The 15,108-nt window shown below is 65.3% G+C and carries 15 protein-coding genes; 12 read left to right on the forward strand and 3 right to left on the reverse strand.

Going from position 1 to position 15,108, the window contains the following annotated elements:
- The first annotated feature begins 243 nt into the window (after positions 1 to 243).
- Together ACVWZ5_RS17610 and ACVWZ5_RS17615 are read left to right on the forward strand one after the other, a co-directional pair.
- Positions 244 to 618 carry a hypothetical protein gene (locus tag ACVWZ5_RS17610; RefSeq protein ID WP_062575416.1) on the forward strand — a complete coding sequence of 125 codons (375 nt, stop codon included), beginning with the start codon at positions 244 to 246 and terminating at the stop codon, positions 616 to 618.
- A gap of 160 nt (positions 619 to 778) precedes the next feature.
- On the forward strand, positions 779 to 1,240 hold the full coding sequence (locus ACVWZ5_RS17615) for an Lrp/AsnC family transcriptional regulator (protein WP_028689050.1): 462 nt from the start codon (positions 779 to 781) through the stop codon (positions 1,238 to 1,240).
- Between the two features lie 16 nt (positions 1,241 to 1,256).
- On the opposite strand, the gene ACVWZ5_RS17620 is transcribed toward ACVWZ5_RS17615, so the two are convergent.
- Complete coding sequence (locus ACVWZ5_RS17620; protein WP_028689051.1) at positions 1,257 to 1,547, reverse strand: DUF3077 domain-containing protein; 291 nt, start codon at positions 1,545 to 1,547, stop codon at positions 1,257 to 1,259.
- A 595-nt stretch (positions 1,548 to 2,142) separates the two neighbouring features.
- Here ACVWZ5_RS17620 and ACVWZ5_RS17625 point away from each other — a divergent pair.
- The 9 genes from ACVWZ5_RS17625 to ACVWZ5_RS17665 all read left to right on the forward strand — a co-directional run bounded on the left by ACVWZ5_RS17625 (position 2,143) and on the right by ACVWZ5_RS17665 (position 12,204).
- Positions 2,143 to 3,825: a flavin monoamine oxidase family protein gene (locus ACVWZ5_RS17625; RefSeq protein ID WP_457340760.1), complete on the forward strand. Its 1,683-nt coding sequence runs from the start codon at positions 2,143 to 2,145 to the stop codon at positions 3,823 to 3,825.
- Positions 3,826 to 3,841: 16 nt separating this feature from the next.
- On the forward strand, positions 3,842 to 4,624 hold the full coding sequence (locus ACVWZ5_RS17630) for a carbon-nitrogen hydrolase family protein (protein WP_457340761.1): 783 nt from the start codon (positions 3,842 to 3,844) through the stop codon (positions 4,622 to 4,624).
- Between the two features lie 52 nt (positions 4,625 to 4,676).
- On the forward strand, positions 4,677 to 6,992 hold the full coding sequence (gene pqqF / locus ACVWZ5_RS17635) for a pyrroloquinoline quinone biosynthesis protein PqqF (RefSeq protein WP_457340762.1): 2,316 nt from the start codon (positions 4,677 to 4,679) through the stop codon (positions 6,990 to 6,992).
- A gap of 170 nt (positions 6,993 to 7,162) precedes the next feature.
- Positions 7,163 to 7,234 carry a pyrroloquinoline quinone precursor peptide PqqA gene (pqqA, locus tag ACVWZ5_RS17640; RefSeq protein ID WP_003243383.1) on the forward strand — a complete coding sequence of 24 codons (72 nt, stop codon included), beginning with the start codon at positions 7,163 to 7,165 and terminating at the stop codon, positions 7,232 to 7,234.
- A gap of 91 nt (positions 7,235 to 7,325) precedes the next feature.
- Positions 7,326 to 8,237: a pyrroloquinoline quinone biosynthesis protein PqqB gene (pqqB, locus tag ACVWZ5_RS17645; protein ID WP_084942036.1), complete on the forward strand. Its 912-nt coding sequence runs from the start codon at positions 7,326 to 7,328 to the stop codon at positions 8,235 to 8,237.
- Positions 8,238 to 8,264: 27 nt separating this feature from the next.
- A complete protein-coding gene (pqqC, locus tag ACVWZ5_RS17650; protein ID WP_172402407.1) occupies positions 8,265 to 9,002 on the forward strand; it encodes a pyrroloquinoline-quinone synthase PqqC in 738 nt (245 codons plus the stop codon).
- Positions 8,999 to 9,274, forward strand: a complete 276-nt coding sequence (pqqD, locus tag ACVWZ5_RS17655; RefSeq protein ID WP_050703489.1) for a pyrroloquinoline quinone biosynthesis peptide chaperone PqqD — start codon at positions 8,999 to 9,001, stop codon at positions 9,272 to 9,274. Before pqqC ends, pqqD begins: the two co-directional genes overlap by 4 nt.
- Positions 9,246 to 10,394, forward strand: a complete 1,149-nt coding sequence (gene pqqE / locus ACVWZ5_RS17660) for a pyrroloquinoline quinone biosynthesis protein PqqE (RefSeq protein WP_062575421.1) — start codon at positions 9,246 to 9,248, stop codon at positions 10,392 to 10,394. Before pqqD ends, pqqE begins: the two co-directional genes overlap by 29 nt.
- Positions 10,375 to 12,204 (forward strand): prolyl oligopeptidase family serine peptidase, encoded by a 1,830-nt coding sequence (locus tag ACVWZ5_RS17665; RefSeq protein ID WP_457340763.1) that lies wholly within the window; start codon positions 10,375 to 10,377, stop codon positions 12,202 to 12,204. Before pqqE ends, ACVWZ5_RS17665 begins: the two co-directional genes overlap by 20 nt.
- A 14-nt stretch (positions 12,205 to 12,218) precedes the next feature.
- Here the strand turns inward: ACVWZ5_RS17665 and ACVWZ5_RS17670 are convergent, their stop codons facing one another.
- Both ACVWZ5_RS17670 and ACVWZ5_RS17675 read right to left on the reverse strand, forming a co-directional pair.
- The gene (locus ACVWZ5_RS17670; RefSeq protein WP_009681539.1) at positions 12,219 to 12,377 is read right to left on the reverse strand and encodes a YqaE/Pmp3 family membrane protein; all 159 of its coding nucleotides are present in this window, start codon (positions 12,375 to 12,377) and stop codon (positions 12,219 to 12,221) included.
- Positions 12,378 to 12,534: 157 nt separating this feature from the next.
- Complete coding sequence (locus ACVWZ5_RS17675; protein ID WP_062575423.1) at positions 12,535 to 13,812, reverse strand: aspartate aminotransferase family protein; 1,278 nt, start codon at positions 13,810 to 13,812, stop codon at positions 12,535 to 12,537.
- 208 nt (positions 13,813 to 14,020) lie between these two features.
- On the opposite strand from ACVWZ5_RS17675, the gene ACVWZ5_RS17680 reads away from it, so the two are divergent.
- Positions 14,021 to 14,944: a LysR family transcriptional regulator gene (locus ACVWZ5_RS17680; protein ID WP_062575424.1), complete on the forward strand. Its 924-nt coding sequence runs from the start codon at positions 14,021 to 14,023 to the stop codon at positions 14,942 to 14,944.
- Positions 14,945 to 15,108 lie beyond the last annotated feature (164 nt).

The raw sequence follows: 15,108 nt of genomic DNA on the forward strand, positions 1-15,108 counted from the left end.
CTTGATCACATTTTCACCAGGAGAACAACGTCATGGCCGAAAAACCTGACCGCTCCGCGGTACAAAAAACAATACACTGGCGGTACAGTGCCCAGCTTCCCCTGGATCTGTAGTTCGGGTCGCTCTGAGCAGCGGCAAAGTGCCTTTAGCACACCCGTTCTATTTCGCCGCCAAGGCCCCGTTTCTAGAATCCCTCCATCGCTTCGGCACCGGGTCGGAGCCCAGTGATCGAGGGAACGTCACATGAACATCCAAGGAACGCTTGGGGCCCTGCTCATTGCACCCATGCTGGTAACACTCGCCGGTTGCGTGGCGCCGGGCACTTACAACCAGGGCCAGCAACCCAGCCAGATGGCCGGCGGCAATGCGCCCTGCACGCCCAGCACGACCGACAACCTGATCTCCACCGGCCGCAGCCTGCTGAGCATCGCCAATTCGGTGCTGGAAACCAAGCACAGCATGAATGGCACCTCGGCCACCTATGACCAGCGCATGCAACTGGCGGAAAACGCCCAGAAGGTCAACCAGGGCAACCAGATGCTCGACAACGTCGAGAGCATGACCGCCGGCCTGAAGTCGCCTTGCGCCACCACGGCGCAGACCAGCGCCGCACGCTGACGCAACCCACCGACAGCCTTGGGGCAGACACCTTCAGTGTCTGGCCCAAGGCTGCTGGCATAGCGTGACTTCACTACACGCCTGCTTCGAATATTCCACCCGCCTCTTTCTCATCGGCCCCAGGCTGGCTAGGCTAGTGCACCCTATGCCGAGACTCGCCATGCCAGACGCCCGTGCCATCACCCTCGACGAAATCGACCGCCAGTTGATCGCCCTGTTGCAGATCAACGCCCGCGAAAGCGTCGCCACCCTCGCCCGCCAGCTGGGTATCGCCCGCACCACCGTGAACTCGCGCCTGGCGCGGCTGGAGAAGAGCAAGGTCATCACCGGCTATGGCGTGCGCCTGGGCCAGCGCCTGTTGGGCGGCGGACTGCAGGCGTACGTGGGGATCAAGGCGCAGCCACGCTCGGGCAAGGACATCGTGCGTCGCCTGGGCGCCATGGGCCAGGTACAGCAACTGTGCGCGGTGAGTGGCGAGTTTGATTATGTGGCGTGGCTGAACAGTGATTCGCCAGAGCAACTGGACCAACTGCTCGACCAGATCGGCAGCCTGGATGGGGTGGAGAAGACCACCACGTCGATCATCCTCAGCAGCAAGGTAGACCGCGGCCAGCCGGGCTGACCACGGCCCCCGACCATCAAGCCTCCATCGCGTCGAGCAGCCCTTCCAACAGCGCGCGCACCGTTTCCGCCGAATGCAGGATCGACCAGATCATCGCCCGCCCCGCCTCGGGGGCATGGTGCTGGGCGTAGTCGTCGGCGATTTCCTGGATGGCCCGGGCCAGCATGCTGGCGTGGACCAGGGCGTCGGCGGCATCGACGCCGGGGCGCACGGTGAAGATGGGGGGATGGCTGGACTGGCAGGAGCAGAAGGACTGCTCGGTGGTCGGGTTCAGGGCGAGGGGTGGGTCGGGGACGATCTTTTTCATAGCGCAGTATCCAAGTTGAGCCAGGGATTACTGCCATCTGCATCCTTCTCACGGGAATTGGTGGCAGCCGTACGCGGGGTGAGAATCCGGCCAACTTGGAAACCGGCCAGGCAAAAGCCTGCCCGCGCAAGGCTGCCATAACGCATGCCTCGGCGCTCAAGTTGGAAGAGGGTTCTCACGCCCGATCACCGAATAGGCGGTGACCGGCTGAAGTTAACCGCGAAGGGTTCTCCCAAACTGCCAGACCGAGGCTACATGGCTCGTAGGATACTTCCTGTTATTACATGTCTCTGTAGGACCAAGCTGATTCTCTCCAGCGCGAAGTAGATTTTGTGGGAGCGGGCTTGCCCCGCGATGCGGTGTATGGCACCGGCTCCGCCGGTGATCGCGGGTCAAGCCCGCTCCCACAAAGAGAGCAGCTGATACCGGTTTGCAATCGTCATTTTATGCAAAAAATATAACATTATGACGAAACAAATCACATAACGACGCCACTCTGCACCTTAATAACGAACACCCCACTTCATAAAATGGCCACCAGGCATTCTCTATACTCAGGCTCCGCCCCCTGCGCAGCCCCTGGCAAGGTCATTACATGAACAAGAAAAACCGCCACCCCGCCGACGGCAAGAAACCCATCACCATCTTCGGTCCCGACTTCCCGTTCGCCTTCGACGACTGGCTGGAGCACCCGGCTGGCCTGGGCAGCATTCCCAAGGAGCGCCATGGCGAAGAGGTGGCGATCGTCGGTGGTGGCATCGCCGGGCTGGTGGCGGCCTACGAGCTGATGAAGCTGGGCCTCAAGCCCGTGGTGTACGAGGCCTCCAAGCTGGGTGGCCGGCTGCGCTCGCAGGCGTTCAACGGCACCGACGGCATCGTCGCCGAACTGGGCGGCATGCGCTTCCCGGTGTCGTCCACGGCGTTCTACCACTACGTCGACAAGCTGGGCCTGGAGACCAAGCCTTTCCCCAACCCGCTGACCCCGGCTTCGGGCAGCACGGTGATAGACCTAGAAGGCCAGACCTACTACGCCGAAAAATCCGCCGACCTGCCGCAGCTGTTCCACGAAGTGGCCGACGCCTGGGCCGACGCCCTGGAGAGCGGCGCGCAGTTCGGCGATATCCAGCAGGCCATCCGCGACCGCGACGTGCCGCGCCTGAAGGACCTGTGGAACAAGCTGGTGCCGCTGTGGGACGACCGCACCTTCTATGACTTCGTCGCCACCTCGCGCTCGTTCGCCAAGCTGAGCTTCCAGCACCGCGAGGTGTTCGGCCAGGTCGGCTTCGGCACCGGCGGCTGGGACTCGGACTTCCCCAACTCGATGCTGGAAATCTTCCGCGTGGTGATGACCAACTGCGACGATCACCAGCACCTGGTGGTCGGCGGCGTCGAGCAGGTGCCGCAGGGCATCTGGCGCCATGTGCCGGAACGTTGCGCCCACTGGCCGGCCGGCATCAGCCTCAGCGGCCTGCACGGCGGCGCGCCACGCACCGGGGTCAAGCGCATCGCCCGGGCCAGCGACGGGCGCCTGGCGGTCACCGACAACTATGGCGACGTGCGCCACTACGCGGCGGTGCTCACCACCTGCCAGAGCTGGCTGCTGACCACCCAGATCGACTGCGAGGAGTCGCTGTTCTCGCAGAAGATGTGGATGGCCCTGGACCGCACCCGCTACATGCAGTCGTCGAAGACCTTCGTCATGGTCGACCGGCCGTTCTGGAAGGACAAGGACCCGGAAACCGGCCGCGACCTGATGAGCATGACCCTCACCGATCGCCTGACCCGCGGCACCTACCTGTTCGACAACGGCGACGACAAGCCAGGGGTGATCTGCCTGTCCTACGCCTGGATGAGCGACGCCCTGAAGATGCTGCCGCACCCGACCGAAAAGCGCGTGCAGCTGGCCCTCGACGCACTGAAGAAGATCTACCCCAAGACCGATATCGCCGGGCATATCATCGGCGACCCGATCACCATCTCGTGGGAGGCCGACCCGCACTTCCTCGGCGCCTTCAAGGGCGCGCTGCCGGGCCACTACCGCTACAACCAGCGCATGTACGCGCACTTCATGCAGCAGGATATGCCCGCCGAACAGCGCGGCATCTTCATCGCCGGTGACGACGTGTCGTGGACCCCGGCCTGGGTGGAAGGTGCGGTGCAGACTTCGCTCAATGCGGTGTGGGGTATCATGAACCACTTCGGTGGCCAGACCCACCCGGACAACCCCGGCCCGGGCGATGTGTTCCACGAGATCGGCCCGATCGCCCTGGCCGACTGAGCGAAGGAGTAGCGCCATGCGCATCGCCCTGTTCCAGGGCACGCCCAAGCCGTTGGACGTGCCCGGCAATCTCGAGCGCCTGCAGCACCAGGCCCAGCAGGCCGCCGCCCGCGGCGCGCAGTTGCTGGTGTGCCCGGAGATGTTCCTAAGCGGCTACAACATCGGCCTGGACCAGGTGGAACGCCTGGCCGAGTCCGAGGACGGTCCCTCGGCCATGAGTGTCGTCGAGATCGCCCAGGCGCACCGGATCGCCATCGTCTACGGCTATCCGGAACGGGCCGAGGACGGGTCGATCCACAACAGCGCGCAACTGATCGACGCCCATGGCCGCAGCCTGTGCAACTACCGCAAGACCCACCTGTTCGGCGAGCTGGACCGCTCGATGTTCAGCCCGGGCGACGATCACTTTCCGGTGGTCGAGCTGGACGGCTGGAAGGTCGGGCTGCTGATCTGCTACGACATCGAATTCCCGGAGAACGCCCGGCGCCTGGCGCTGGACGGCGCCGAGCTGATCCTGGTGCCGACGGCGAACATGGCGCCTTACGACTTCGTCTGCCAGGTGACCGTGCGCTCGCGGGCGCAGGAGAACCAGTGTTATCTGGTATACGCCAACTACTGCGGCAGCGAAGGCGAGATCCAGTATTGCGGGCAGAGCAGCATCGTCGGGCCGGATGGTGATGTGCTGGCGATGGCCGGGGACGAAGAGGGGCTGTTGCTGGCAGACCTGCAACGCGAGCGGGTATTGAAAGGGCGGGAGGCGTTTCCCTACCTGGCGGACCTGCGTCGGGATCTGCATTAACAGCGACAGGGCCAGAACAGACAACCTCGGCATTGCGCGCTAGCATGGCGTCATGTCCGACGCCATTCGCCACCTCACCCTCGCCAACGGCCTGCACCTGACCCTGCGCCACGCCCCACGCCTCAAGCGTGCGGCGGCGGCTTTGCGGGTGCAGGCCGGCAGCCATGACGCACCCGCGCGCTGGCCGGGCCTGGCGCACTTTCTCGAACACCTGTTCTTCCTCGGCAACAGGCGTTTTCCGCTGGACGACGGCCTGATGCGCTACGTCCAGGGCCTGGGTGGCCAAGTCAACGCCAGTACCCGCGAACGCACCACCGACTTCTTCTTCGACGTGCCCCCCATAGCGTTGACCGGTGGGCTGGAGCGTCTGTGCCAGATGCTCGCCGAGCCGGACTTCGCCATCGCGCGCCAGCGCCGCGAGCGCGAGGTGATCCATGCCGAGTTCATCGCCTGGTCGTGCAATCCCGACGCCCAGCGTCAGTTCGCCTTGTTGCAGTCGGTGTCGGCACGCCATCCGCTCACCGGCTTTCACGCCGGCAACCGGCACAGCCTGCCGCTGGAAAACGATGCCTTCCAGCAAGGGCTGAGGCAGTTCCACCACGACTTCTACCAAGGCGGGCAACTCACCCTGAGCCTGGCCGGCCCGCAGCCGCTGGATGAGCTGGCGCACCTGGGCAGGCAGTTCGGTGGTCTGTTCGCCAAGGGCGAAAGCGTCGCCCGGCAACGGCCACCCGCCTTGCTCGACGCGCCGCTGGGACAACCAGACGCCTGGGGCAACCGCCACGACCTGCTGTTCGCCCATGATGGACTGCCGGATGGCGCAGAGCAGGCACTCGAGCTGTTGCTGGCCCAGCTCACCGACAGCCGACCCGGCGGTTGGCTGGATGCCTTGCGCCAGCGCGGCTGGCTGCAGGGCTGCAAGGCGCAACAACTTCACGCCCATGCCGGGCAGTTGCTCTGGCATGTCCAGTTGCAGCTGTCGGACCAGGCTTGTCCGGACAAGACCCGGGAGCTGCTGCACGGCTGGCTGGGTTTTCTGCGCCAACAGGACCACAAGCCGCTGAACGACCGCTTCGCCCGCCTGCAGCAACGCCACGAACAGGCCGCCAGCGCAATGGAACTGGCACAGCGCGACAGTGCCGGCCGGCCTTTCGCAGGGCTGGGAACACAAGGCCTGGAAGCCTTCGCTGCACTGCTGTGGGACCTGCCTTCCGCGGATGCCGGAGACTGGCAATTGCCCCCCGATGAAGCGCTGCTGGCAACCGAACTTCCCATGATCGACACGCCGTTGCCAGCAGGACTTGGTCTCGGTGACTGCCTGCCGCCCTCTCGTCAGTTTGCGAGCCTCGACCTGCGTTGGCACATTCCTTCGCCGCTGCGTCAGCGCATGCAGGTCGTTCTGCAACACAGTCTGCAACCCCTGCGCGAGCGTGCCGACCAGGCAGCGTTGCGACTGGGCTTCGAGGCCATTGGCGATTACTGGCAGTTGCGCCTCGCGGGGCACCCGCTGGCCGTGATCAATGCCACGCACGAGGCCCTGGCCTTGCTGCGCACGCCAGCCCAGGAGCATTGGTACTCGCCAGCGGCAGCCGAAGCGCCGCTGATACCGATCCGTGCGCTGCTGAAGGCACTGCCGGACGCTTTACTGATGGGTGAAGAGCAACCGCAGCCGGCCTGCACCCTGGACCAGCCGCGGCTCGACGCACTCTGGCAGCACGCCCGCTGGCAGGGTTTGGCGCAAGGGTTCGCCCCCGCCCAACAGGGCGCCTTGGGCACGGCACTGCAAGGCCTCATGGGACAACCGATCGCTCCCTCGCCAGCGCGCCCGATCCTCGGACGCCACTGGCGGCAGATACCGACTTCGGGCAGCGAGCCCGCGCTGTTGCTGTTCTGCCCGCTGCCGGCTGATCTGCAGGCCGCCGGTCGACTGCTCGCCCACGTGCTGCAAGGCCCGGTCTATCAGCGTCTGCGCGTCGAGCTGCAACTGGGTTACGCCGTGTTCAGCGCCTTTCGTCAGTTCGAAGGCTACGCCGGGCTGCTGTTCGGCGTGCAATCGCCGCACGCCAGCCACGCACAGATCCTGGGCCATCTGCTGGACCTGCTGCGCCAGGGCGTCGCGCTGGCCCCAGCGGCGCGAGCGCAACTGGCCGATCAGTTCGACGAGACAGCGATGGCCAACGCCGATGTCACGCAATGGGCCTGGCAGGCACATATCGCGACACACAATGCCGACCTGTCGCGCATGCGAAGGTCTATCCTCAAAGTCGAACAAGGCCAGTTGGATGCGTTGCTCCAGCAGTTGCTCGAGGCAAGGCACGGTTGGTTGTGCCTGGCCAATGCCAGTGCCCCGGACACCGAATGGCTATGAAAAAACGGCGGGATTGTTACCGCAAATGCAATGGCGCCTTTCGAAGAATTAACCTTTCGGTACAAATTTTTCTTGTAAGATAGCGCAATCTCGGCCAATGGAACCTCTCTTTGCGGGGAGTACCCAATAATGAGCCGACCACCCAAACCCCATCCGGAAGGAGCAAACCCATGTGGACCAAACCTGCATACACTGACCTGCGTATCGGCTTCGAAGTGACCATGTACTTCGCCAACCGTTAAGCGGCTGCGCAGTTAGACGCCCCGGCCCGCCGGGGCGTTTGTGTTTTTCCGATATGGCTTTCGGGCTAACCTTTCCGGCTAGAGAGTACCCATGTACATCCAGATCCTCGGTTCCGCCGCCGGTGGCGGGTTCCCCCAGTGGAACTGCAACTGCGTCAATTGCAAGGGCTACCGTGACGGTACCCTGCGCGCCACCGCGCGCACCCAGTCGTCCATCGCCCTGTCCGACGACGGCGAGCACTGGGTCCTGTGCAATGCCTCGCCGGACATCCGCGCCCAGCTCCAGGCGTTCGCGCCGATGCAGCCGGCGCGCGCCCTGCGCGACACCGGTATCGACGCCATCGTCCTGCTCGACAGCCAGATCGACCACACCACCGGCCTGCTCAGCCTGCGCGAGGGCTGCCCGCACCAGGTGTGGTGCACCGACATGGTCCACCAGGACCTGACCAGCGGTTTTCCACTGTTCAACATGCTCAGCCACTGGAACGGCGGCCTGGTGTGGAATCGCATCGAGCTCGAAGGCAGCTTCGTCATCGACGCCTGTCCGAACCTGCGCTTCACTCCCTTCCCGCTGCGCAGCGCCGCGCCGCCTTATTCCCCGCACCGCTTCGACCCGCACCCGGGCGATAACCTCGGGCTGCTGGTGGAGGACACCCGCACCGGCGGCAAGCTGTTCTACGCACCGGGCCTGGGCCAGGTCGACGCCAAGTTGCTGGAGATGATGCACGACGCCGACTGCCTGCTGGTCGACGGCACCCTGTGGGAGGATGATGAAATGCAGCGCCGCGGCGTCGGCACCCGCACCGGCCGCGAGATGGGCCACCTGGCGCAGAACGGCACGGGCGGCATGCTCGAGGTGCTGGATGGCTTCCCGCGCCAGCGCAAGGTGCTTATCCACATCAACAACACCAACCCGATCCTCGACGAAGACTCGCCGGAACGCGCCGAAGTGCAGCGCCGGGGCGTGGAAGTCGCCTTCGATGGCATGAGCATCGAGTTGTAAGGAGGCCCTGTGAGCGACGCAACGCCGATGTCCCCTGCCGAGTTCGAGCAGGCCCTGCGCGCCAAGGGCGCCTACTACCACATCCATCACCCCTACCATGTGGCGATGTATGAAGGCCGCGCCACCCGCGAGCAGATCCAGGGCTGGGTGGCCAACCGCTTTTACTACCAGGTCAACATCCCGATGAAGGATGCCGCGATCCTGGCCAACTGTCCGGACCGCGAAGTGCGCCGCGAGTGGATCCAGCGCCTGCTCGACCACGATGGCGCGCCCGGCGAGGACGGCGGCATCGAGGCCTGGCTGCGCCTCGGCCAGGCCGTGGGCCTGGACCCTGACCAACTGCGCAGCCAGGAGCTGGTGCTGCCCGGCGTGCGCTTCGCGGTCGACGCCTACGTCAACTTCGCCCGCCGCGCCAGCTGGCAGGAAGCCGCCAGCAGCTCGCTGACCGAACTGTTCGCCCCGCAGATCCACCAATCGCGCCTGGACAGCTGGCCGCAGCACTATCCGTGGATCGACCCGACCGGCTACGAATACTTCCGCACCCGCCTGGGCCAGGCCCGGCGCGATGTGGAGCACGGCCTGGCGATCACCCTGCAGCACTACACCACCCGCGAGGGGCAGGAGCGCATGCTGCAGATCCTGCAGTTCAAGCTGGATATCCTTTGGAGCATGCTCGACGCCATGAGCATGGCCTATGAACTGAACCGCCCGCCCTACCACAGCGTCACCCGCGAGCGGGTCTGGCACAAGGGGATCGCCCTATGAGTTTCGACCGTCAACAGGTGCCCGCCTGGCGCCCCGGCTACCGTTTCCAGTACGAGCCGGCGCAGAAGGGCCATGTGCTGCTGTACCCAGAGGGAATGATCAAGCTCAACGACAGCGCCGGGCTGATCGGCGGGCTCATCGATGGCCAGCGCGATGTCGCGGCGATCATTGCCGAACTCGAGCGGCAGTTCCCCGGTGTGCCCGAAGTCGCCGACGACATCGAGCAATTCATGGAGGTGGCCCGTGCCGAACACTGGATCACCCTCGCCTGAGGTACCGGTGGGCCTGCCGCTGTGGTTGCTGGCCGAGCTCACCTACCGCTGTCCGCTGCAGTGCCCGTACTGCTCCAACCCGCTGGACTTCGCCGAGCAAGGCAAGGAGCTGAGCACCGAGCAGTGGTTCAAGGTGATGGCCGAAGCCCGCGAGATGGGCGCAGCGCAGATCGGTTTCTCCGGTGGCGAGCCGCTGGTGCGCCAGGACCTCGCCGAGCTGATCGGCGAGGCCCGTCGCCTGGGCTACTACACCAACCTGATCACCTCCGGCATCGGCCTGACCGAGCAGAAGATCGCCGCGTTCAAGCAGGCCGGGCTGGACCATATCCAGATCAGCTTCCAGGCCAGTGACGAGCAGGTGAACAACCTGCTGGCCGGCTCGAAGAAAGCCTTCACGCAGAAACTGGAGATGGCCCGGGCAGTGAAGGCCCATGGCTACCCGATGGTGCTCAACTTCGTCACCCACCGGCACAATATCGACAAGATCGACCGCATCATCGAGCTGTGCCTGGCCCTGGAGGCCGACTTCGTAGAACTTGCCACCTGCCAGTTCTACGGCTGGGCGCACCTCAACCGCCTGGGCCTGCTGCCGACCCGCGCCCAGCTGGAGCGGGCCGAGCGCATCACCAACGAGTACCGGGAAAGGCTCAAGGCCGAAGGCAAGCCGTGCAAGCTGATCTTCGTCACCCCGGACTACTACGAAGAGCGCCCCAAGGCCTGCATGAACGGCTGGGGCAGCCTGTTCCTGACCATCACGCCGGATGGCACCGCGCTGCCGTGCCATGGCGCGCGCCAGCTACCGGTGAAATTTCCCAATGTGCGCGACCATGACCTGCGGCATATCTGGTACGACTCGTTCGGTTTCAACCGTTTCCGCGGCTATGACTGGATGCCCGAACCGTGCCGCTCGTGTGACGAGAAGGAGAAGGACTTCGGTGGCTGCCGTTGCCAGGCCTTCATGCTCACCGGCGATGCCAGCAAGGCCGACCCGGTGTGCGGCAAGTCGCCGGACCATGGCATCATCCTCAAGGCCCGCGAGGAGGCCGAGCACGCAACGCTGGAGATCGAACAGATGACCTTCCGCAACGAGCGCAATTCCCATGTCATCGCCCGTGGCTGAGTTCAGCGCCGCCCAGGCGGTGGCCGCCGGCACCGATTTCGCCGAGCTCAAGGTCGGCGCGCAAGGGGTGTTCTGGAACGAGTTCCGCCCCGCCGATGGCGCCTGCCGGGTCTGGCACTGGCGCGATCGGCAGGCCCGCTGCCTGACCCCGGACGGGTTCAGTGTGCGCAGCCGGGTCTATGAGTACGGTGGCGGCAGCTTCTGCCTGGGCGACGACGGGCTGGTGTTCGTCAACGAAAAGGACCAGCAGGTCTACCTGCAGGCCCTGGATGACAGCCCACCGCGCCCGCTCACCCACGCCGACGACTGCCGCTATGGCGACGTGCAGTGGCAGGCCGGTCAGGTGCTGGCCGTCGAAGAGCAGCATGGCGAACAGGTCGTGCATCGCCTGGTGGGTCTCTCGACGCAGCATCGGCAAATCCTGGCCGAAGGGGCCGACTTCTACGCCTCACCCACGCTGAGCCCCGACGGCTGCCGACTGGCCTGGATCGAATGGAACCGACCTGCCCAACCCTGGACCGTCACCCGCCTGATGTGCCGGGAACGCGAACCTTCTGGCGCCTGGGGCCCGGCATGCTGCATCGCCGGGCAGGACGAATCGCTGCAACAGCCGCGCTTCGATGAGCAAGGCCGCTTGTACTGCCTGTCCGACCGCGACGGTTTCTGGCAGCCCTGGGGCGAACTCGACGGACACTGGCAACGCCTGCCCGCCGCGCCCGCCGATCATGCCGCCGCCCCCTGGCAACTGGGCGCCAGCACCTGGCTGGCCCTTGGCCCCGCCAGCTACCTGGCCAGTTGGTTCGAGGACGGTTTCGGCCAACTGGGGCTGCGCCGCGCCGATGGCGAGGTGGAGCGTTATGCAAGTGCGTACACGCGTTTCCGCAGCCTGGCGCTGGATGACGGACAGCTTTATGCCGTAGCCGCTTCGCCGATCAGCCCACCGGCGGTGATCGCTATCGACCGGCGCAGCCACGAAGTCCAGGTGCTGGCAGGTGGCGCCGAGGTGCTGCCCGCCGAGGACATCAGTCTTCCACAACCGATTCGTTACGCCAGTGGCGAAGACACCGCCCACGGATTCTTCTACCCCGCCATGCAAGGCACGGGTGGTGGGCCATCGCCGCTGGTGGTGTTCATTCACGGCGGTCCGACTTCGGCCTGCTACCCGGTACTCGACCCGCGCATCCAGTACTGGACCCAGCGCGGCTTTGCCGTCGCCGACCTCAACTACCGGGGCAGCAGCGGCTATGGTCGCGCCTACCGCCAGGCACTGCACCTGAACTGGGGAGCGAGTGATGTGGAAGATGCCTGCGCGGCAGTCGCCCACCTTGCCGGCCAGGGCCTGATCGCCCTTGACCAAGCCTTCATTCGTGGCGGTAGCGCCGGCGGTTACACCACCCTGTGCGCCTTGGCCTTCCGGGACGTCTTCCGCGGCGGCGCCAGCCTGTACGGCGTCAGCGACCCCGAAGCGCTGGGGCGGGCCACCCACAAATTCGAAGGCGACTACCTGGACTGGCTGATCGGCGACCCTCGGTGCGATGCCGAGCGTTATCGCCAGCGCACGCCGCTGCTGCACGCCGGGCGGATCAAGGTGCCGGTGATCTTCTTCCAGGGCGAGCTGGACGCGGTGGTGGTGCCGGAGCAGACCCGCAGCATGCTTGAGGCGCTCAAGGCCAACGGTATCGAGGCCGAGGGGCATTTCTACGCGGGCGAGCGGCATGGCTTCCGCCAGGCGGCGAACCTGGCGCATGCGCTCGAGGAAGAGTGGAGGTTCTACTGCCGGTTGCTAAGCCAGCCAACGCCATCCCTGTAGGAGCGGCGGGGTCTTCAGCGCTTGGCGATGATGTACACCGCATGCACGATCCCGGGGATATAACCCAGCAAGGTCAGCAGGATATTCAGCCAGAACGCCCCGCCGAACCCCACCTGGAGGAACACGCCCAGCGGCGGCAGGATGATGGCGATGATGATGCGGATGAAGTCCATGTGCTGCGCTCCTTGAGGGTGTATCAACACAGACTAGCCGTGCCTCGCAGAGGTTCCACCAGGCAAAAAAAACGCCCCGGGCCATGTATTTCAGGCCAGGGGCGATGCGCAGGAACGCCAGACGGTTCGTTGAAATTCTGTTCGCCGGGGCACCCGGTCAGGCCGGCACTTCGCGGCGGTTGTGCTGTTGGGCATGCAGGCGGGCGAACGCCCGGGCCAGGCGCAGGAGCATCTCGTCGATATTGCCCTTGCTCACCGTCAGCGCCGGCGAGAACCGCACCACGTCGGCCTGCGGCGCATTGAGCAGCAAGCCCTCCTGCAGCGCGGCCTCGACCAGCTGCGCCGCGCTGTCTTCACGCAGTTGCAGCCCCCACAGCAGCCCCTGGCCACGCACCTCGCCCTGGCCGTAGCGACCCGCCAGGCGGCTCAGGCCATCGCGCAGGTGCCGGCCACTGTCCAGCACCTGCTCGAGGAAGCCCGCCTCCAGCACGGTCTGCAACACGGCCAACCCGGCGGCGCTCATCAGCGCGTTGCCATGATGGCTGCCTTCCAACTCGCCCGGCTCGGCGCAGCAGGCGCGGCCACGGGCCAGCAGCGCCGCCAGCGGCACGCCACCGCCCAGGCCCTTGCCGAGAGTGATGATGTCGGCCCGCACGCCGTAGGATTCTTCTGCCAATAGAGTTCCGCAGCGTCCTACACCGGTCTGTACTTCATCAAGGATCAGCAGGATGCCCAGCTCACGGCACAGGCGCTCGACGCCCTGGAGGTAATCACGGGTGGCCGGGATCACGCCGGCTTCGCCCTGGATCGGCTCGAGCATGATCGCCACGGTGCGCGAGTCGACCGCCGCGTGCAGCGCCGCCAGGTCGTTGAACGGCACCTTGCTGAAGCCCGGCAAGCCGGGCTCGCAGCGGTTGCACGGCAATGGGTCGGAAGCCGACAAGGCGCCCAGGGAGCGGCCATGGCAGCCCTGGCTGGCGGTGATGATGTGATAGGCGCCGTTGCGGTGCAGCTGGCCCCACTTGCGCGCCAGCTTGATCGCGCCCTCGCAGGCTTCGGCGCCGCTGTTTAGCAGGTAAGCCTGGTCACTGCCAGAGCGCTGGCACAATAGCTCGACCAGGCTCAGCAGGCCGCGGCTGTGATAGCCCGCTCCAGGGTTGATCAGCGCCTGGGCCTGGTTGCCCAGCGCCTTGACCAGCACGCTTGGGCTGTGGCCCAGGCTGTTGACCGCGCAGCCCTGGGTGAAGTCCAGGTAGGCATGCCCCTCGCTGTCCCACAACCAGGAACCCTGGCCACGCACGAACACCTGCTGCGCACGCTCGGTGCTGGGCATCAGCCGCTCGCGGGAGAGCTGCACGCCGTCCGGCTCGATCACCGGAGCACGCGTGGACTCGGCGACGGCGGGCGCCGAGCGGCGCAGGTTGAACAGGTTCATCGGGGCTCCGGCCAATCACGGGTGGGCGGTCAAGGTTCCGGTCTGGCGCCGGAATCGGATATTTTGCCTTGCCTATCAAAAGTGTTTTTCATTCGGGGTAACAATCGCCTTGAAGAACGCTGTAACCCGCTGGAATACGGCGATAGACTAGGCTTGCGGCCAATTTGCGGCCATTTCGTTTTTCCAGCTTTTTCGATAAGTATTACTTATGGATTTCCGCCAACTGCGTTACTTCGTCGCGGTCTACGAAGAGGGCCATGTGGGCCGTGCCGCCGAGCGTCTGTCGCTGTCACAGCCGGCACTGTCGCAGCAGATCCGCCAACTGGAGCACAGCCTCGACCTGAGCCTGTTCGAACGCAGCAACAAGCGCCTGCTGCCCACGCTGGCCGCCCATACCCTGTACAACCACGCCGTGCCCCTGCTCGATGGCCTGCAACGGGCCCACGAAGCCATGGGCAACTTCAAGGGCCAGTCGCTGCGCACCCTGGCCATCGGCGTGCTGCAGACCGTGCGGCCAAGCCTGGTGCCGCAGTTGCTGGAGCGGGTGCGCAAGGCCCAGCCGCATCTGGTGGTGCAGATCTATGAACTGTCGGGGTCGCAGATCGAGCGGCGCCTGCTCAATGGCGGGCTGGACATCGGCATCAGCTACCTGCCGCCGCGTCAGCCCGGGCTGCATGGTTTGCTGCTGTACGAGGATGAACTGCAGCTGGTGATCCCCAGGGCCCACCCGCTGAAAGACTTCAAGAAAGTCTCGATCCGCCAGGCGGCGGAGCTGCCGATGCTGATGCTCGGCGAGGAGTTCCAGATCCGCCAGATCTGGAAGGCGCAGCTGGCCAGCCAGGGTCGCAGGCCCCAGGTGCAGGCCGAGATGAACAACATGGCGGGGATCCTCGACAGCCTGGCGCACACGGCGCTGGCGACGATCCTGCCAGGCCGGGCCAAGGATGCCGCGCAGGACGACCAGGAACTGCTGTGGAAGCCCCTGAGCGAGCCGCGGGTGCCGCTCAAGGTCGGCCTGGTGTTCCGCGATGCCCAGCGTCAGCAGGCTTCGGTAGAGCTGCTGCGGACCTTGCTGGAAGAGGAAGCCGATCCGCGCCAGCTGGGGGCCTCGCCACTGGATGTGCTCGGCTGAAAAACACGCGCGCAAAGAAAACCCCGCCTAAGCGGGGTTTTCCAGACTGTTTCCCTTCGACATCCCTATCACCCCGCCGTCCTGGCAGGAAATCCTTCGTGTCCCTGTTCTATCTTTTCGCGCTTCCTGCGCTACTTCCGTGTAAGGCGTCCTGCTCTGTCCAT

It is taken from the genome of Pseudomonas sp. TE6283, assembly GCF_054060555.1.